Here is an 18,348-nt window from a genome sequence, read left to right as displayed (position 1 = left end):
CAGCCGCAATGAAGGCTCTGAACAGGGTCAATGACCGCTCTCAGGGCTGGCGCGACGCTGTCGGAGGCGGCCTCGTCCGACCGCTGCGGAGGCTGGCGGGACTCCTGCGGGACTCCCTCCAAACCATCGACGCAATCGAACACTTGAGCCGATTCTCGTGGAGCCGCAGCAAAGACAGCGGCACCAGATTCATGCGAAAGGGGGTGCCTGCCATGTCCTACGACCAGGTGGCGGGCCATGTTGGGGATGCGCCGCCGATCTTACGCACCGACACGTCCAGTGCCGCGGGCATGGCGCTCGACGACCGATGGCACGCCCAGAGTGCTCGTACCGATGCACGGGCGGCCACCAGGGGTGACGTGGTCGGACCGGACGCGAGCGGAGTGATCCGTTACCCGCGCTACTTCAGCCGCGCCGCCGGCCCGTACCTGTGGGATCTGGCGGGGCGGCGGTACGTCGACTTCACCCTCGGGTACGGACCCGTCGTCCTGGGGCACGCCGATGAGCGGGTGACCGAGGCGGTGCTCGCTGAACTGCGCAACGGCAACTGCATCGCGCCGCTGTGGAGCCGCCGCCAGAGCGAGCTCACCGACCTGCTGGTCTCGGTGGTGCCCGGCGCGGAGATGGCCTACCTGCTCAAAACGGGGTCCGACGCGACGAGTACGGCGGTACGGCTGTCCCGGATCTTCACCGGGCGCGAGAAGGTGATCCGCTGGGGCTACAACGGCTGGCACGACTGGGCCGCCGGTATCCCGGCGGGCATTCCGGAAGCGACCCGCGCCGACACACTGCTGTTCGACTACAGCGACCTGAGCACGCTGCGTGAGGCGTTCGCCCGTCATCCCGGGCAGGTGGCGTGCGTGCTGATGATGCCGTTCGGCGACGAGACGGCCCCCGAGGGCCACCTGCAGAAGATTCGCGACATCGCGCACGAGCACGGGGCGCTGTTCGTCCTCGACGAGATGCGCTCAGGGTTCCGGGTGGACCTGTCCGGTGCTCAGGGACTCCTGGGCGTCCAGGCGGACGTCAGCACGTTCAGCAAGGCCATGGCGAACGGGCATCCGATCTCCGCCGTCGTCGGGCGGGCAGACGTGCTGTCGGCCCTGGCCCGCACCCGGATCTCGTCGACGTTCTACGCGGACCCCGCGCCGATGGCCGCGGCACTGGCCACGATCCGGATCCTGCGTGACACCGACGCGTTGGAGCGGATCTGGAAGGCTGGCGCCGCCTTCCAGGACGGCCTGGCGGCGCTCGTCGAGAAGCATCAGGTGCCGGCCCGGGTGGTCGGCTACCCGCCGATGCCGTTCCTCCAGTTCACCCACCCCGATCCGGTCCTGCGCGAGCGGCTGAGCACGGCCTTCGCCGCCGAGGCGGCGCGGCACGGAGTGTTGCTGCACCCGGGCCACCAGTGGTTCCTGTCCGCCGCGCACACCGGCGAGGACATCGAGTTCGCGCTGCACGGCTGCGACCAGGCGCTGGCCGGGCTCGAAGAGGTGCTCGCGACGCACGCCGTCTGATCAACGCCGAAGCCGGTTGCCCGCCGGCGACGGCACAGATTCCTTCACCGTTCGCCGACACGGTTCGGCCGAAGCACTGAGGAGACCACGAGTGACGACACCCCGGCTGATCGCGCCCTCCGACACGGAACAGGCGACCAGGAACCGGCTCATAGAACTGTTCGCCGAACGGCCGATCCCCGATGACGCGCTGCTCGACCACCTCGAAGTGTTCATGCGCCCGCAGCGCATCAACGAGATCCTCACCCTCGACCAGCTCTATCAGCACATCCTCGGCGTCCACGGGATCATCGTCGAGTTCGGTGTCCGCTGGGGCCGCCACCTGTCGGTGTTCAACGCGCTACGTGCCCGGCACGAGCCGACCAACATGTACCGGACGATCGTCGGGTTCGACACGTTCACCGGCTTCCTCGACCCGGCACCCCAGGACGGCGACTCCGACCGCGTCTTCCCGGGCAGCATGAGCGTCACTCCCGGCTACGAGAACTACCTGGAACAGGTCCTGCGCCTGCACGAGGCCGAGGCGCCGATGGCGCACATCCAGCGGTTCGAGCTGTGCAAGGGCGACGCTCCGGAGCAACTGGCCGCCTACCTGGACCGCAACCCGCAGACGATCGTGGCGCTCGCCTACTTCGACATGGACCTGCACGACCCGACCCGCGCGTGCCTGGACCTGCTGCGCCCGCACATGCCCGCCGGCAGTGTCCTGGCCTTCGACGAGCTCACGCACCCGGACTTCCCCGGCGAGACCGTCGCGCTGAAGAACGCGATCGACCTCGCCGACCACCGCGTCCAGCGGTTCCCGCAGTCCCCGTACCCCGCGTTCGTGGTGCTGTGATGGACGCCCTCACGCAGGTCCTGCGCTGGGCTGCCGGCGCGCACGACATCCCGGAGGACCAGGACTTCGACGACCGCGTGCTGCTCGATCTGATCGGGCAGCACGCGCTCAGCGGCCGTCTGGCCCGGCGCCTCCCCACCGGGCCGCCATGGCTGCGCGACCGGCTCGGCGGGCCCGTGGCGGCGATGCACGGCGACACCCTGGCGCTCGCCGAAGCTCACACGCGTGCGGTCGACCGGATCGTGGCCGCGCTCGGCGAGCAGCAGCCGCCACCGGTTCTGATCAAAGGAGTCGCGACCGGGCTGCTCACCGGTGACAAGCACCTGCTGCGGTGCGGGGACATCGACCTGGTCTGTGCCGACGGCGGGCCGCTGATCGAGACACTGACCCGGCTCGGCTACGAGCGCACCCGAGAACCGTTCCTCCACGAACTCGGCGAATTCACCCGTGAGGGCGTCGAGATCGACGTGCACGCCTACGTTCCGGTACCCGGGTACGGTGCGGTGCGGCACGCGGACCTCACACCCCCGGAGCAGGGGACCTGGTATCAGCCACGCCGCGCTCCCTCGATGTACCCGATCGGGCACGGCCGGATGGTCGACGGCGGCGTCACGGTGGGCCGGGTCCATCTTCCCGACCCCTGCCTGCTGGCGATCGTGCTCTGCGCCCACGCCTTCCTGAACTTCACCAACATGTGGTCGCTGTCACATCGCGCCAAGCCGTACGTCAAGCTGGCCGAGCTGGCCGACCTGCACGCCCTGGTCCAGCACGAGGCATTCGACACGCAGCGGTTCCTCGCCTTGGTCGAGGATCTGGACGCGGGGGACGCGGTGAGCTGGGCGGGCTGGGCCTCGACCGTGCTCCTCGGGAGGAATCCGCTGCCCGTACCGGCCGGCACCGGCCCGTATCCCCGCTGCCTGTGGTGGGACTTCTGGGCGCGGCTCCCGGTCGACGAGGAGGCGCTGCTCCTGCCCGACTGGTTCGACCCCGCCACGGTGAACCCACTGCTCGGAAGCCGGATGGAACTGGACACCGGCCGACCGGCGCCGCCCTGGACGGTCGAGGTCCGCCGCGACGGCGACCGGGTGACTGTCATGGTCGGCCTGCCGGAATCAGCCGACGCGGCGACCGAACGCGGCCGGGTCGACTTCGGAGCGATCGGCACGGAGTGGGTCCTCACTGATGGACAGCTGACCGCTGTCGGCGGCCACGACAGCTGTGACCTGCTGCCCGGGCGTTGCGTCCGGCTGCGCTACCGCGTCCCCCGTACGGGCGGGCACCTGCTGGTCGGCGTGGCCGAGCAGGACGCGTCCGGAGCACTGCTGTCGGCCGTACTGCGTCCCGCCACCTGGCCGACGGCGGACCGGGCGGGTTCCCGATGATCCGCGCCGCTCAACTCCCCGAATACTCCTGGGACACGACCGGCCGGGCCGAAGCGAGTGTCCAGGCCCTTGTCGGTGAGCGGCTGGCGGAACTGCCGGCGCGCGCCGCCACGGTGGCGGCCCGGCTGCGCGAGGTCACCGGGGACTGCCGCCTGGTCGCGGTCTACCTGCGGCCGGACGCGCCCGACGCCGTCGTGGGGCTGTGTGAACACCTCGCGTCCACGAAGAACGCCCGGGAGCGCGCCCGGCTGCAGCACGAGATCGGGCGGCTCCGCTTCGCCCGCCCCGGCACGGCGGAGACGAGCCTCACGGGCGACCTGGGCCAGGTACTGACAGCGGCCGACGACCGTACCCGGGCCTACGTACCCGATCCCGGGCACCGGGACATGATCGGTGCCCTGCTGGACGACTTCGGCACGGGCTTCTCGGACTTCGTGGAGAGCCAGCACGAGGTGCCCGGACCGAACGCGCGCCTGCGCCAGGGCATCGTCAAGTCGTGGCGCCTGCCCGACGGCACCCGCGTGATCAGCAAACGCGCCAACCCTGCCAAACCCGGCCGGTTCGCCCGGGAACAGTTCGCCTATCGCGCCATCGCCTCCCGGCTCGCCGACGGGATCACGTTCGGCCGAGGCAGGCGCCTTCAGCTCGCCCCCCTGCTCGCAACAATTCGGGACGGCGCCACCGGGCACGTCTACGCCGTCTGGCAGTGGGTGCCCGGTGAGACCGCCGAGTCGATACTGCTGGCACCGGGCAAGCACATGTCGCTGCTGCGCGACTACCGGGATCTGATGGACGCCCTCCTCGACCGCGGCATCCTCTGGGGCGACCTGAGTCCCCGCAACATCCTCGTGCACGACGGCCGGCACTATCTCGTCGACTTCGAGAAGACACAGGTCCCCGGCGATGACACCCCCGTCCCGCACGCGGACCGCGGCACCTACTGCCGCGGCCAGATCGGAGTCGAAGAACTCGGGGTCCTATGCCCCGAAGCCCAGGTCCGCGCCTGCCTGAACGACTACCTGAACCCCGACACCTGGGACCTCAACGCCCCGGGCCCGGTGCCGTTCCCGCCGCGCCCGGAGGTGACGGCGGTCCTCGCCGGGCGCGGCGTCACCGACCCGGACCTGGGCACCTACAACCGGACCGACCGGCAGATCTGGCAGGTCCGATCACCCGACCTCGACCCCGTCACCGGGCAGCCCCGCTATCCGGGCCTGGTCAACTTCCGTGTCGAGCACTACCTGAGCTGCGCCGGTCTCACCGACGCGGACGACTACGACCGCAAGACCACCGAGATCCTGATCGCCGGCCGCCGGCACGGCTGCTTCGACGACGCACTCGCGGCCGTCGCCGACGCGGTGGACGAGGTGGAACGGCAGTTCGTCGTCACCGAGGTCGCCGAGCTTCTCGCCGGCAACGACACCGGGCCCGTCACCGCGCCGCGCGCGGCGATCCGCGCACTGGTGGACCGCATCGACGCCCTCGACACCGCCCGGCAGGATCCCGGCACCTTCCGGTCGGCCTGCACGACCCTGGGAAAGGAAGGACGATGACGCACCCGCCCTTGCCCGGTCCGGTGTGCCTGCGTACGGATCAGGTCGTCCGCATCGGCCCGCTCACCCTGCGCATCGCCAGCGACCAGGCCGACTTCCCCGCGCTGCGCTACTTCAGCCGTGCCGCCCGGATGCCGGTCACCACCGTGCCCGACGTGGAACTGTGGTGCCTGTCGGACGCCGATCCCGGCCTGCCCGCCGACACCACGGCGCGCGCCCTCAACTTCGCCTCCGGCTACTACGTGACCGACCATTTCGGCCCCCCGGTGCGCATGTCCACCTCGGGCAACCGGATCGTCCTCGTGGGGGACCACCTTCAACGGCTGGTCTGGCCGTACGTCGTGAAGTACCTGCTCCTTCGGCACACCGCCACCACGGGCGGGCTCTTCCTCAAGGCAGCCGCCCTCGCCGTCGGCGACGGGGCGACGCTGGTCGTCGGCCGCGGCGGCGCCGGCAAGTCCGTCCTGGTCACCGGGCTGTGCCGCAACGGCGACGCGACGTTCATCACCAACTCCCATGTGGTCCTAGCAGACGGGGCCGTCCAGGGCGTCGCGAGCACCATGCGGATGCGGCCCGGCCCCTGGCTGGACCAGGCAGCGACCACCGCGGCCCTCGACCCGAGCGAGCGCCTCGTCGACCCGTACGACGCGTTCCCCCACCACGCGCGCGCCGCGATGCCGCTGCGCGCCCTGTGGATCGCCGACTTCCGCACTCCCGGCGAACACGACGTGCAGCAACTGCCCCCCGACGAGGCCGTCGGCATCGTCGAACAGTTCGCCCTCGGGCTCAACGTCTACCGGCTCGAAGAGGACCTGCTGGACCTGTACGGCGGCGACTACCGCGCCTTCTCCACCCAGTACGCACGGATGCGCGCGCAACTGCACGCCGCCGTCAACAACTGCCCCACCTACCGCGTGCGCTCGGACGTCCAGCTCACCGCACACCGCGACCAACTACTCCAACTGCTCTCTGACGGAGGCACATCATGAGGGGCGCCCTCATCGGCTACGGCACCATCGCGACCGGTCACGCCATCGGATACCGCAACACCGAGGGCATCGACGTGACCGCCGTCGTCGACCCCACCCCGGCACGCGCGGCAGCCGCCCAACGGGCCGGGCTGCGCGCCTACGCCACCTACGAGGAGATGACCGACCGCGAGGCCCCGGACTTCGTCGACATCTGCACGCCGCCCAACAGCCACGCCGGTTACATCGAGCGCGGCCTGCGCGACGGACTGCACGTGCTGTGCGAAAAGCCGGTGCTGATGCCGCACGAGGGCCGCTACGACCGCGTGCTCGACCAGATCGCGGCCTCGGACAAGGTCTTCTACCCCTGCCACAACTACAAGTTCGCGCCCATCCTCACGGAGATGGAACGGGTCGTCCGCAGCCCCGGCTTCGGCGACGTCCTCAGTGCCCGCTTCCGCACCCTGCGACAGGGCCACGCCGTCGGCGTCCCCGAGTGGAACCCGCACTGGCGGCGTGATCCCGTCATCGCCGGTGGCGGGATCCTCCGCGACCACGGCCCCCACAGCGTCTACCTGGCGACCCACCTCACCGGGCGCACGCCGCTGGCCGTGTCCTGCCTGACCGGTTCCCTGCGCCACGACGGGCACACCGGCACGGAGGACACCGCGAAGCTGATGATCCGGTGCGACGACGACGTCCAGATCGAACTGGATGTGACCTGGTCGGCCGGCTACCGCAACAGCTACTACTCGATCATCGGCAGCGGCGGCTGGGTCACCGTGGAGAACGACGACGTCCAGTACAGCCTGAACGGCCGGCCGCACCGTGCGGCCCTGCGATCGAACTTCGACGACCCCAGGCACCCCGACTGGTTCGCCGCGATGTTCGCCGACTTCCTGACCAAGACCCGGCACCCGGAACAGGCGGCACCGCTGCTGGCGGAGTCGTTGACGACCTCCCTGGTGATCGACGGCGCCTACGCCTCGGCCGCCGACGACGGCCGGTGGGTCGAGCTGACGCCGGCGCGGGACCTGCTCATGGGCGTCGCGCGATGACGGCGCCGCGCGACGGCGGAATTGGCGCGGTGCCACTCGACGACATCCGGGACTGGCTCAGCAGCCAGCCCGGCGACCGGACCGTCGTGCTCGCCACCGGCTGCTTCGACCTCCTGCACGCGGGACACCTGACGTTCCTGGAGGAGGCGAGCCGGCTGGGTGACCTCCTGGTCGTCGGGGTGAACAGCGACCAGTCGGTCCGGGACCTCAAAGGCCCGAGCAGGCCCATCGTCGGCGAACGCGAACGCGCCATCCTCGTGGGCGCGCTGCGGTGCGTCGACCGGGTGTTCCTCTACGACGAGCCCACCGCCGACCGCCAGATCCGCCTCCTGCGCCCGGATGTCTTCGCCACCGCGCGCGCCAGCATCACCGCGTACCCGAGCGAGGTGGCGTCCGCCGTCGAGGTCGCGGCACACGTACACGCGATCGACCGGATTGCGCCGTACTCCACGACCATGCTGGTCGACACCCTGCGAGCGCACCTATGACGGAGGAGGTCATCGCCACCAGCAGCGCCCCGTGGATCCCGGTGCCGCATCTGATGGAGGTGGTCCGGGCGGACTTCCACCCGCCCCAGCACCTGACCACCGCGGCCTTCGGCCTCGTATCCGAGATCCGCGGCCACCTGCTGCTGACGCACGTCAACCTCCCCGGACGGGGCTGGGACGTCCCCGGCGGTCACATCGACTCCGGCGAGGACGCCCGACGGGCCGCAGCGAGAGAGATCAACGAAGAGACGGGCCTTCTCGTACCCGCCGAGGCACTGACGTTGCTCGGATGGCAACGATTCACCTTGTACGAGAAACCACCGGACAGCTATCCGTACCCGTTCCCGCTGTCGTACACGCTGATGTTCACCGCGCAGACCGGCCTCGCCGGTCCGCCGGTGGATCCACCTCCGGACTCGGAGTGCGGGCCTGCCGGATGGTTCACCCCCGAGCAGGTCCGGCAACAGTGCGCGACCTGCACCTGGCTGCCGTTCCTCGCCCTGCTGCGCGAGGCCCGACACTCAGAATCCTGAGCGTCCCGCGCCGGGTACGAGGAGACACCGATGGAGGAAGATCACCCAGCGCCTACACCGGGCTCTTGGCCAAGCGGCTCAAAGCCCTCCGGCAGAGGGATCCCGAACCGCTGGCACAGCAACGGCACATCGTGGCGATCGACATCACGAGCCGGGTATCCCGTATGCCAGCGCACCGCCCACTCAGCCGACTCGCACCGCACCGCAGTGCCGTCGATCGAACCGTGTCCGGCGAGTGCCTCAGCTGGAAAAGGACCGCCCTCCACCACGGATCCGTAGTGCAGTGATCCGTCCGCGAGCGGCTCGTAGAGGTGCAAGTCGATCCGCAACCGGACGCCGTCGTGCAAGACGAAGTTCCACGGCCTGTCACCAGGCCACGGGAAGATCCGGTCGACACCGGCCTCCGCGAACGCGACGAACAGTTGCTCAAGGTGGGCGGCCGGCGCCCATACGTCAAGGTCGGAATGTTCTCGCGTCTGCTCCCCGAGCAGCGCGTCCACGCCCCACCCGCCCCCGATACACGCATCTACGCCGTGGGCGTCGAGCCGCTCCACAAGCGCGACTACATCCTTGGCTGACATCGAATAAGGACTCACCGCATCAGGCTAGAGGCCAGCCCGACCTCGCACCTGGCAATTACTACGGCTTCAGCGGACGGTGGCGGCCCGCCGACCGGTTCAGCCTGATGGTGTCCAACGGGGACTTCCGCCTCCGGCCGGATGAAGAGCGGGCCCGCTCGGCTACGGCTGACCAGCGCACGGCCCGACCGCGGCCTCTTGCAACGATGAACGCGTGACTGCCTTCATGCCGCCCGTGAGGGAAGCTTCTGGCCGGCACCGCCGGGGGAGCGAGGCGATCGCCGTGATGCGGGTCCTGGCAGACGTCCGCAACGGGGATGACTGGGTCCTCCATACGCTGGCCGAGCTGTGTCTCGACCAGGGCCGCCCGGAGGAAGGCCTGGCATACCTCGACGCCTTCGCCGCCGCCCGCGGGGGCGAGGAGGATTGGGACCTGTCTGGATACGGCTGCCGCTGATCGCCACCCGCGACGGCGTCGACGAAGCCGTCGCACAGGCCCGCTCCCACCCCGAGGGCGCCACCCGGTACGCGGCGCCGCACATCGCCGAGCTCCTCGCCGGCGCCGGACGTACCGAGGAAGCCGTCGCCGTCCTCGCTCAGCACTCTTCCTCGAACCGCCATGACCTGGCCGGCTATCTCATCGACCTCGGTCGCGTCGGGGGTTTCGGCGACATGGCTGAGCTCTCCGTCATCTCGTTCTCCGTCCAAGCAGACTGTCTACCTCTCGGTCTTGGGCGGCAGCCCAACCGGCAAAGAATCTTCGAGTAGCAGGCACATGCCCTTCAGCTGGTGGCAAACCTTGCGCCTGTCCGCATGTCTCTGCGGAACCTTGCGCATAGACGCAAGTTTTACTGCTGGTTGCCGACAGTCACCGACACCAGACAACGATGCGTGATCCCAAAGATCACTCGCGCGATCGCCCACCGATACCACCAACCTCACAACGCCTGTACGCATCAAGGAACTTGTTACACGGGACGTTGATCGAGGCGAGCAACGGTCTCGGAATCACGGCTTCCAGTGGCACCGCAGACAGAGGTTGTGGCTGAGGTGGCTTCGCGTGCGGGTCTGTTGGACCAGTGAGGACCGTAGGCGGCGTCAGCGTTGCTGAGTCTCGGGTGGTGTCGGCCGTGACGCTCAAAAGCATCAATGTGGCCGGCGTCTGTGAGGGGTTCCGCCGCCCGGCCCGGGGGCCGTTCGACTCCGGTACCTCCGCACGCTGAATTACAACATGTGCATATCAGGGCTTCCGTTCTGTGGCTGCGCAGGTGCAAGGGAGGTTTTGCGTGGCGGGTCAGTCGCGCTCCCGCAGGTGTGAGGGCTGGCCCGGGGGCGACTCGGCAGGAGAGAGGTTGGCCAGTCAGCCTCCCAGGCTCGACGTGATCTTCGCATCGCGCTGATGTCTTGCCGTTCCGGTCCGGGGCAGGCGTACTGGAAACGTCGCCCCTGTATGGAGACCCGGAATGACGGCTTCCCGCGCGCAGCGGCCCCTGCCCAACGGAATGCGTGAAGCCGCGGTGGCCCGTCTGGAGCAGGAGAACGCACAGCTGCGGTACGCCGTCGGCTCCCACGCCGTGGTTGACCAAGCGATCGGTGTACTCGTCGTGATCCACCGGATTCCGCCGGCCGAGGGGTTCGAGGTGCTGCGCGAGGTCTCTCAGCACACCAACATCAAGCTGCACGCGGTCGCCGAGATGGTGATCGCCTGGGCGCTGGGGCAGCCACTATCGCAGACGCTGGGACATGAACTGGGTGAGGCCGTAAAGCGGCGATCCGGGCAGGACGCTGCGGGCCAGCCCCGCTAGAGCGGTCAGGGTCTCAGCACCTGATCGAGGGCGGGGCGGCAGGAGGGGCCTCGATGCCGGTGGTGCGTTATCCGCCGCTGCGCTTCCCGGGCGGCTCTTGGGGATCCACGCCCGTCACGGCGGATGCGTCCCTCGTTCCGCTGGGCCGCTGGGATCGACCCCGGGGGCCGCTGTCGTGCATGCCCTTCTCCGGTGAGTTCTTGCTCTGTTCTTCACCGCGTCTGTGGCTGCTTCGGGTGGGCTCTCCGTGGGCGTTGCCTGCCTCTTCCTTGGAGACTGCCCGTCCGGATCCCTTGGAGGGCGCGTGTTTGTCCGCGTGGAAGGAGCGGCGGGCGCTCGGGTTGTCCTGCTGGTGGGTCGCGTCCACATCCGGCGACCAGCCGTGCTGATCGGTGCCCTCATGGCGACTCGGACCCTTGTCCGGCGCGGGGCGGGACGACTTCGGCTGCTTGGTCATGGTCGGGCCTGCTGTCTGTCTCGGGACGGGCGCACCCGGGGGAGCGCCCCTGCCCCCTCCTGCCATCGTCCCACTGAACGCAACGGGTCGCTTCGGTGCGCACGGACGTACGCCCTGCCGGCCGATGCGGAGCGGCTATCCGGCAGGACCTGCCGCGCACCGGTGACAGGGTCAGGGCCCGAGGGCCTGCTCGAGGGTGGCGTGGCAGGTGATGACGGCGTCGATGCCGACCAGGCGCAGGACGTGCAGGACGGGTTTCTGGGCGGCGGCGATGCGCACCCATCCCCCGGTGCTGCTGACGGCCTGGTGGGCGGCGACGAAGACGGTGATTCCGCTGGAGTCCATGAAGGTCACGCCGCTGAGGTCCACCACGATCCGCGACGCCTGTGCCGTGCCGTCTCCGGACAGCAGGGCATTGCCGAAGGCGTTCTTGACGTCGTGATCGATCTCGCCCTGCACGGTCACGACCCGCACGCCGCCGGCCATGCGGTGGACGACGGCGAACCGGTCCGGCCGGTCCGCTTGCTCGATGTCGCTCACCGTCTCCTCGACTGCGCTCAGGCTTGCCCCGGGGCGGGGCGTGCACCGACGATTCTGCCCCACCTCCTCGCCTCCATGCATGAGGAGGCAGTGCCGAACAACATGCCTCTGGCATGCATGACGGGATCAGGGGTAGGGGCGCGCTCGTGAACGGGGAATGAGGGCGACGCCAGTGGGATCCCAGGACGACGTTGACGACTGTCCGACGCCGGAAGAACACCTCATGCGTGCCGGCTACGCCCTGGACGGAGGCGGCGGCTGCATCGGCGACGCCCGCCATCACGCCGTCGCCTTCCTCGACCAGGTCCACGCCGACCATCACCTGCCGGTGTCCGAGCGGGCGAGGGACGTCACCCAGCTGGTCGTCAGCGAACTGGTCACCAACGCCCTCAAGTACGCACCTGGCCCGGTCCTGATGGAACTGCACATCACCGCCCACGCCGTTGACGTGGTCGTGTGGGACAGCGACCCCACCGTGCCCGCGGCCAGGGCCGCCGATCCCGACAGAGTCGGCCAGCACGGCCTGGAGATCGTCAAGGCGGTCACCGAGGCCCTCTTTGCCGAGCAGCGGTCGGTCGGAAAGCGCATCACGGCCCGCATCAGGCTGTCCGATGCCTCGAGCAGCGACGTCGCTCGCCGTTGAATAGCCAGGTCAGCGCTGCGGATTCGGCAGGCGTGGAGCTGCATGGGGTGGCCACGTCGTCGATGTCGCGGAGCACGGCACACCCGCGATGAGCTGATTGAACAGGAAGGGATGGAACGGCTCACCGCTTACAGCTACTTTGCCCGTCTTCTCGATCAGTGTGAGATCCGGGGCAGCGCGGAGGGACCGAAGGAAGGTCCTCGACGGGGCGTCAACGAGGTGACCGCCGCGCTCGCTGAGCAGAGGCAGGACGAGCAAGGGACGCCGTGGCGTCGCTGCGGGCGCAGGCCCGAAGGAGAGGACCGTGAGTGATCCCGGCCGTCCGCCCTCGTTTGGCCGACAGCGCGGGCAGCGCCTCGCTCGTTGTGCGGGTGTGGACGACAAACGGAGGGTTGTGGACCGGTGGCCGCACGGGGCGGGGCCGCAGCGCCGCGCGCTGAGGTCTCACCTCGAGACCGCCCTCGCCCGGCGCCTTGGGGTGATGTCCCAGCCCCTTGGCGCGGCGCTCCCTGACGAGCTGCGGCGGGGCCGGGCGGTGTAATGGATGGTGCCGGCTCTAGGCTGCGGGCATGACTGAAATCCAGGTCCCGATGCCCCGCGACGCCTTCGAGCTACTGATGGCCGGTAACCAGCGCTTCGTCGCCGGCGCGCCTGAGCACCCCAATCAGGACGCCACCCGCCGTGCCGAGATCGCCCCGGGACAGCAGCCCTTCGCCGTGCTGTTCGGATGTTCCGACTCCCGGCTGGCCGCTGAGATCGTCTTCGACCGCGGCCTGGGTGACCTGTTCGTGGTGCGCACCGCGGGCCACGTCATGGGTGCGGAAGTGCTGGGCAGTATCGAGTACGGCGTGGACGTACTGGGCTGCCCGCTGGTGGTGGTGCTCGGTCACGATTCGTGTGGCGCGGTCGGCGCGGCGTGCGCCGTGCTGGAGGACGGCATGGTGCCGGGCGGGTACGTCCGAGATGTCGTGGAGCGGGTGACTCCCAGTGTGCTGGCGGCCCGGGCCGCCGGACGGGTGGAGCCGGAGGAGATCCTCGCCGAGCACATAAGGCACACCGTCGACCTGCTGCTGGACCGCTCCCGGGTGCTCGCCGAGAGAGTCGCCGCCGGACAGGCCGCTGTGGTGGGTTTGTGCTACCGCCTGGCTGACGGCAGTGCGCAGCTCGTCGCCTCCCGCGGCCTCGATGCAGCGGTACCCACCGCGTCCTGACCTCCCGGCGTGGCTGCTCAGCGTGAGCTGGCCGCGGTCGCAGAGCACCCGTATCTGTGGATGAGGACCTCGACCAACCCCGAAGGGGGCAACTCGCTGCCTCCCGCCGCCAGAACGGGACAGAAGCTCAGCCGCCGAAGACCACCTCTGCGTCGGCGACAGTGTCAAACACCCGCAGGACGTGACCCGTTGCATTCATCACCTCCGGTCGGCCCCACTTCTCGTGAACCGTCCGTACCCGACGTTTTCAGGCCAGGCGAAATAGAGAAGCACGCCGGACATGCATCCAGACGGGGCGGGCAGGAGAGGCTCATCTTGTTTTCCATCTAAGGCGGCACTGTGACGTCCCCCGTGAACGCCCCCGAAGCATCCGCCTGCACCACCACGGGAACGCCGGAGGTCATGGTCGACCTGCCGTGGATCGAGGACGGTGGAAAGGTCGCCCCCCGGGATGCGCGCGAACTGACCAGACTGTTCCTGGACCGGCTGCAAGTCCTGGAAGAGGGCACCCGCGAGTACCAGTACGCCCGCAACACTCTGATCGAGATGAACCTGTCCCTCGTGAACTTCGCGGCCCGTCGGTTCCGCAACCGGGGCAGCGGTGCGATGGAGGACGTCATCCAGGTCGGCACGATCGGCCTCATCAAGGCCATCGACCGGTTCGACCTGTCGCGCGAGGTCGAGTTCACTTCCTTCGCGATCCCCTACATAGTCGGCGAGATCAAACGCTTCTTCCGCGACACCACCTGGGCCGTGCACGTCCCGCGCCGCCTGCAGGAACTGCGCGTCGACCTCGCCAAGAGCAAGGAGACCCTCGTCATCCTGCTCGGCCGGACTCCGACGGTGAAGGAACTCGCCGCCCACCTGGATCTGACCGAGGACCAGGTCATCGAGGGCCTCGTCGCCGCCAACGGCTACGTCGCCGGTTCCATCGACTTCCCGGCCGGCGACGACGAATCCGGCGACGGGCCGAAGTACGCGGACACCATCGGCGACGTCGATCCGGCCCTGGAACTCTTCGAAGACTTGCACGCGCTCGGCCCCCTTCTCCAGAATCTTGATCAGCGGGAGCGGACCATCATCGAGATGCGCTTCGGCCAGGAGATGACCCAGGCGGACATCGGACGCGAACTGAACCTCTCGCAGATGCACATCTCCCGTCTCCTCAACCGCACCCTCGCCAAACTCCGCACAAGCCTCCTGTCCGCATGACCGTTCTGCCGCTTACAGGAGGCAGCGCATCGGCGGTCTCGAGCGCGTCGCGACGTGCGTGGGGAGAAGGCTGCGCCGCCGTAGTTGAGACGCGGGGCTGGCCAGCCCGCACTCGCCCCCGGAACCGTCCCGCTGAGGACGCCTACAGCTGATGTAGCCATCGTGGTGGCGGGGGCGGACATGGTGCCTGCCCCCGGCCGGCGGCCCGCCGGTGAGTGGGCGGAAGGTGGCAGGCCGGTCTTTGGGTGCGTCCGCGCGATGGTTTGCTGACGTGAGCGCGGAATCATGCGGGTGCGACGATCGTCGCCGCGAACCGGCAATACACCGGACCGATTCAGATGCCCATCGTCCTCGCCATCGCTTCGGGCTATGGCCGGCTGGCCCCTGACGGCGCGGCCAGGACCGCGCCCGGCGGCACGATTCCCGTGAGCGGCATGCCAGCCTGAGCCCGCAGGCCAAGACATGCCCGGCGCGCCATGAAGGACACAGGAAGCGTGCCGGCGGGTGAACACGTACGACGGACCACTGGAGCCGGCCGCGCTGCCTTTTGCGTCATCGGTCAGTGAGGTGCGGCGTCATCGGGGTGCTGGGGATAGAGCGGCCGCAACTGGTTCCAATGCAGGCGGAGATGCTCTTCGGCGTCACGCAGCGCATGGTCAGCGGCGCAGGCAGACAGCGCCGAGTAAACGTCGCAGGTTTGGTGGTCTGTGGTGGGGCCATTGTCGTGTCGTTGGACTCGGGCGGCACGGAGGCGGAAGCTCGTCCACCACCGTGCCAGCAGCACTGCCGCGGTGACGGCCGCGGCGGCGAGAGCCGCTGATGAGCGGGGTTCGGTCACGGATTCCTCTCCCCGGTCTGGACTGACTGCGCAGGCAAGGTTCTATCAGCCCCGGCCCGGCCGCTGAATGCCGGCGCCCACACTCTGACAGTGTCAGGCGACCGGCCCGGCGGCAGCGTCACGCAACGGGTGAGAGCTCGTGGCGCTGCTCAGCGACATCACCGACAGCAACCAGGATTCGTGATCAGCAGTGAAAGAGCGGTACACCACCTTCACCCCGCTCACGTCCGCTGCCGCCAGACTGAAGGCTAGATTTCCGTTTCTACGATGAGGACGGCGGCGGTGACCGGGCCCGGGGTGCCAGTGGCGGCCGCGTCGGCTAGAGCGGCCCGGACAGCGCGGGCGACTTCCAGTGGATGGTGTCCGGGGGCGACTGCGAGCTGGACCTCGATGTGACGGACGGGTGGATCGTCATGGTCCCGCACCTTGACCGGGCGGCTTCCCAGCACGGCGGTGAGGCGGGCGACGCCCGCAGTGCCCATCGCGACGTCCGACAGCTCACGGACAGGCCCTCGCGTGGATCCTGTTCCCGTCGCCGGTGGCGAGCTTCGCGCGGCTGCGGCCTGCGGCGCGAGCTTCACGGCCTGCGTTGTGTTTCGCGACCTTTCGACCGCCTTCGAGCTTGCATGGAGATCCGTGACGCGCAGGTCAGCGGTCACCGCGGCGAGGCCGAGCGCTTGAGCGGCTGCGTAGAGCAGCGCGCTCCTCAACTGGTCGGCAATGTGAGGCAGCGGCTGGCCGAGGGATGCCGTGAAGGCGGCTTCGATCCTGAGCGGGCCAGGTGGTAGCGCGCTGGCCGGCGGACGGACGGCCGGCTCGGACACTGGGTCCAGTGGTACCGGTCCGATGCGCAGAGACTCCAGCCAGACACCGGGAACCTCAGCGGCCGCGCGCCCGAGGGCGCGGCAGGCGGCTTGTTCGGTGATCCATGTCCCGTCGTCGGGGCCGCCGAGCGGGAGCAGCCGGCCCGGGCCGAGCTCGTGCCGTACTGCCTGCGTCCACGCCTCGGTCCTCACCAGCCTCTTACCCTCTTGCTCCCATGGCTGCAGTTCTCTTCCCGCCGCCGCACTGCGCCCGGAGTGTCCCGGAGGGCTCCAGGCAGGGGTGTTCGGGCCGCTCGTCGGACCATTCCGCCTCATGCCCTATATCAGGGAAAAACATACTAAAGCGAATATAATATCAACGGTGAGTGCCATGTGGGCGTCTTGAGGGAGGAATGTCCCGATGACTGAGAACACCGGCGTAAAAGTCAGCGGTGCGCCCGGTTCTCGCGGCCGGACGACCATCGCCGATGTGGTGGTGGAGAAGATCGCCGGTATAGCGGCACGGGACGTGCTCGGCGTCCATGCTCTGGGCAGCGGACTCGCCCGCTCGATGGGATCCATGCGGGAACGGATGCCCGGCGCAGGCAGTGGCAAATCCGCCACGCGCGGGGTCAGCGTCGAGGTCGGAGAGCAGCAGGCGGCCATCGACCTGGAGATCGTCGCCGACTACGGCGTCTCCATCACGGACGTGGCCGGTGAAGTGCGGGAGAACGTGATCTCCGCGGTCGAACGGATGGCGGGCCGGGAAGTCGTGGAAGTCAACATCACCGTCAGCGATGTGAAGCTGCCCGACGACCAGGAGGACGAAGGGGAAGAGCGGCAGCGAATCCAGTAGCAGGGGCGGAGCAGCCCACGTGAGTTGAAGGAGCGCCTGATGAGCAGGTCCGTGGTGGGCCTGATGGCCGGAATGGCCCTGGGTTTCGCGGCGTACTTCGGTGGCTTCTGGGCTTTCCTGCTGGTGCTGGGCCTGGGCATCGTCGGTCTTGTGGTCGGGCGGTTCACGGAAGGTGATCTCGAACTGGGCGATTTCGTCCGCCGCCGGGACCGCCAGGAGCGGATCCGCGACGACCGACGACGGACTCGGGGAGACTGGCGGCAGTGACCAGTGGAGCAGATCGGCGTCCGGCCGTTCCCCGCGGGGAACGCGGTGCGATCACCGTCGCCGACCGGGTCGTTGCGAAGATCGCCTCCCGTGTGGCGCGCGAAGCGCTGAGTCGGTTCACCGAGTCGGCCGGCCGCGTACCGCCGGGCCGCCGGACGCCACGTGTGAACACATCCGTGCGGCAGGCACCGGGGCGGAACACCGCAGGACGAGACGCCGAGTCAGCCGCGAGAGGCGAGGCCGCGCTCGGCGAGGCCCGGCTGCGCATCGCCGTCGAGCTCGGCTACCCGTCCAACATCGGGGCACAGTGCGCCGCTGTGCGCCGGGAGGTCACCGAACGGCTCAGGACATGGGCCGGCATGGACGTGTCCGACCTCCAGGTGTCGGTCGAGAGGCTGCACTCGGCGCATGGACGGCACACGGACCAGGAAAGGGTGCGATGAGCGCGAACACCTGGCGGCAGCCGACCGGCGACAGCGGCCTTCCCTCCGATCCCGGCGAGGCGGCTCCGTCCGCCGATGACACCCCGGTCACGGGCGCGACGGCGCTGACCGACGCATCAGGCGGGACGCCGCGCCGCTTCTGGTCGGCGCGACGGGTTCCCGCGGCCCTGGTGGCCCTGCTGTCCGCCGCGGCCGTCGGACTGCTCCTGTGCGACGTGGTCTCGGTGCGGGCAGGCCGGCCCGCCATGAGCTGGCGGCGTCGTCTCGCCGAGGAACTGGCCACGCGGCCACTGGACGACATCTGGGTGATCGTCGGGGCTGTGGTGGCGATGGCCCTCGGCTTGTGGCTCTTCCTGCT

General features: G+C 69.2%; 20 protein-coding genes and 1 pseudogene. 18 read left to right on the top strand and 3 right to left on the bottom strand.

Annotated features, from left to right (window positions below):
- Positions 1-212: 212 nt before the first annotated feature.
- The 8 genes from ABT070_RS45035 to ABT070_RS45000 all read left to right on the top strand — a co-directional run bounded on the left by ABT070_RS45035 (position 213) and on the right by ABT070_RS45000 (position 8,337).
- On the top strand, positions 213-1,517 hold the full coding sequence (locus tag ABT070_RS45035; protein WP_351769053.1) for an aspartate aminotransferase family protein: 1,305 nt from the start codon (positions 213-215) through the stop codon (positions 1,515-1,517).
- Positions 1,518-1,608: 91 nt separating this feature from the next.
- Complete coding sequence (locus ABT070_RS45030) at positions 1,609-2,355, top strand: class I SAM-dependent methyltransferase (RefSeq protein ID WP_351769051.1); 747 nt, start codon at positions 1,609-1,611, stop codon at positions 2,353-2,355.
- The gene (locus ABT070_RS45025; RefSeq protein WP_351769049.1) at positions 2,355-3,737 is read left to right on the top strand and encodes a nucleotidyltransferase family protein; all 1,383 of its coding nucleotides are present in this window, start codon (positions 2,355-2,357) and stop codon (positions 3,735-3,737) included. The genes ABT070_RS45030 and ABT070_RS45025 overlap by 1 nt, the downstream gene beginning before the upstream one ends.
- On the top strand, positions 3,734-5,290 hold the full coding sequence (locus ABT070_RS45020) for a hypothetical protein (RefSeq protein ID WP_351769047.1): 1,557 nt from the start codon (positions 3,734-3,736) through the stop codon (positions 5,288-5,290). Before ABT070_RS45025 ends, ABT070_RS45020 begins: the two co-directional genes overlap by 4 nt.
- Positions 5,287-6,279 (top strand): hypothetical protein, encoded by a 993-nt coding sequence (locus ABT070_RS45015; RefSeq protein ID WP_351769046.1) that lies wholly within the window; start codon positions 5,287-5,289, stop codon positions 6,277-6,279. Before ABT070_RS45020 ends, ABT070_RS45015 begins: the two co-directional genes overlap by 4 nt.
- Positions 6,276-7,316, top strand: a complete 1,041-nt coding sequence (locus ABT070_RS45010; protein WP_351769044.1) for a Gfo/Idh/MocA family protein — start codon at positions 6,276-6,278, stop codon at positions 7,314-7,316. The genes ABT070_RS45015 and ABT070_RS45010 overlap by 4 nt, the downstream gene beginning before the upstream one ends.
- A gap of 29 nt (positions 7,317-7,345) precedes the next feature.
- A complete protein-coding gene (locus ABT070_RS45005; RefSeq protein ID WP_351769042.1) occupies positions 7,346-7,804 on the top strand; it encodes an adenylyltransferase/cytidyltransferase family protein in 459 nt (152 codons plus the stop codon).
- Positions 7,801-8,337, top strand: coding sequence for an NUDIX hydrolase (locus ABT070_RS45000; RefSeq protein WP_351769040.1), 537 nt, complete (start codon positions 7,801-7,803; stop codon positions 8,335-8,337). Before ABT070_RS45005 ends, ABT070_RS45000 begins: the two co-directional genes overlap by 4 nt.
- Positions 8,338-8,378: 41 nt before the next feature.
- Here ABT070_RS45000 and ABT070_RS44995 read toward each other — a convergent pair whose 3' ends face one another.
- A complete protein-coding gene (locus tag ABT070_RS44995; RefSeq protein WP_351769039.1) occupies positions 8,379-8,918 on the bottom strand; it encodes a nucleotidyltransferase domain-containing protein in 540 nt (179 codons plus the stop codon).
- A gap of 211 nt (positions 8,919-9,129) precedes the next feature.
- Here ABT070_RS44995 and ABT070_RS44990 point away from each other — a divergent pair, with 211 nt between their 5' ends.
- The 3 genes from ABT070_RS44990 (at position 9,130) to ABT070_RS44980 (ending at position 10,720) form a co-directional block, all read left to right on the top strand.
- Positions 9,130-9,372 (top strand): hypothetical protein, encoded by a 243-nt coding sequence (locus ABT070_RS44990; RefSeq protein WP_351769036.1) that lies wholly within the window; start codon positions 9,130-9,132, stop codon positions 9,370-9,372.
- Entirely contained in the window at positions 9,342-9,683 is a 342-nt protein-coding gene (locus tag ABT070_RS44985) for a hypothetical protein (RefSeq protein ID WP_351769034.1), read from the top strand. Before ABT070_RS44990 ends, ABT070_RS44985 begins: the two co-directional genes overlap by 31 nt.
- A gap of 695 nt (positions 9,684-10,378) precedes the next feature.
- Positions 10,379-10,720, top strand: coding sequence for an ANTAR domain-containing protein (locus tag ABT070_RS44980; RefSeq protein WP_351769032.1), 342 nt, complete (start codon positions 10,379-10,381; stop codon positions 10,718-10,720).
- A gap of 628 nt (positions 10,721-11,348) precedes the next feature.
- Here ABT070_RS44980 and ABT070_RS44975 read toward each other — a convergent pair.
- The gene (locus ABT070_RS44975; protein WP_351769030.1) at positions 11,349-11,717 is read right to left on the bottom strand and encodes an STAS domain-containing protein; all 369 of its coding nucleotides are present in this window, start codon (positions 11,715-11,717) and stop codon (positions 11,349-11,351) included.
- A 223-nt stretch (positions 11,718-11,940) separates the two neighbouring features.
- Between ABT070_RS44975 and ABT070_RS44970 the strand changes: the two genes are divergently transcribed.
- The 3 genes from ABT070_RS44970 to ABT070_RS44960 all read left to right on the top strand — a co-directional run bounded on the left by ABT070_RS44970 (position 11,941) and on the right by ABT070_RS44960 (position 14,783).
- Positions 11,941-12,360, top strand: coding sequence for an ATP-binding protein (locus ABT070_RS44970; protein ID WP_351769028.1), 420 nt, complete (start codon positions 11,941-11,943; stop codon positions 12,358-12,360).
- Positions 12,361-12,929: 569 nt separating this feature from the next.
- Positions 12,930-13,571, top strand: a complete 642-nt coding sequence (locus ABT070_RS44965) for a carbonic anhydrase (RefSeq protein ID WP_351769027.1) — start codon at positions 12,930-12,932, stop codon at positions 13,569-13,571.
- Positions 13,572-13,973: 402 nt separating this feature from the next.
- Positions 13,974-14,783, top strand: a complete 810-nt coding sequence (locus tag ABT070_RS44960) for a SigB/SigF/SigG family RNA polymerase sigma factor (RefSeq protein ID WP_351769055.1) — start codon at positions 13,974-13,976, stop codon at positions 14,781-14,783.
- Positions 14,784-15,869: 1,086 nt separating this feature from the next.
- On the opposite strand, the gene ABT070_RS44955 is transcribed toward ABT070_RS44960, so the two are convergent.
- On the bottom strand, positions 15,870-16,637 hold the full coding sequence (locus ABT070_RS44955; protein WP_351769025.1) for a hypothetical protein: 768 nt from the start codon (positions 16,635-16,637) through the stop codon (positions 15,870-15,872).
- Between the two features lie 208 nt (positions 16,638-16,845).
- Here ABT070_RS44955 and ABT070_RS44950 point away from each other — a divergent pair, with 208 nt between their 5' ends.
- The 4 genes and pseudogenes from ABT070_RS44950 to ABT070_RS44935 form a co-directional block, all read left to right on the top strand.
- Positions 16,846-17,280, top strand: coding sequence for an Asp23/Gls24 family envelope stress response protein (locus ABT070_RS44950; RefSeq protein ID WP_351756058.1), 435 nt, complete (start codon positions 16,846-16,848; stop codon positions 17,278-17,280).
- A 39-nt stretch (positions 17,281-17,319) separates the two neighbouring features.
- Positions 17,320-17,547 carry a hypothetical protein gene (locus ABT070_RS44945; protein WP_351769023.1) on the top strand — a complete coding sequence of 76 codons (228 nt, stop codon included), beginning with the start codon at positions 17,320-17,322 and terminating at the stop codon, positions 17,545-17,547.
- On the top strand, positions 17,544-17,990 hold the full coding sequence (locus tag ABT070_RS46390) for an Asp23/Gls24 family envelope stress response protein (protein WP_502990207.1): 447 nt from the start codon (positions 17,544-17,546) through the stop codon (positions 17,988-17,990). The genes ABT070_RS44945 and ABT070_RS46390 overlap by 4 nt, the downstream gene beginning before the upstream one ends.
- Positions 17,987-18,348, top strand: a pseudogene (locus ABT070_RS44935) (DUF6286 domain-containing protein); the annotation flags it as partial. The gene ABT070_RS46390 and the pseudogene ABT070_RS44935, both read left to right, overlap by 4 nt.

This window comes from Streptomyces sp. NPDC002884 (assembly GCF_040295245.1).
In the GTDB taxonomy this organism is placed as follows: Bacteria; Actinomycetota; Actinomycetes; order Streptomycetales; family Streptomycetaceae; genus Streptomyces.
Note: the sequence above shows the minus strand (reverse complement) of the source record. Positions and strands in the feature narration are given on the sequence as shown.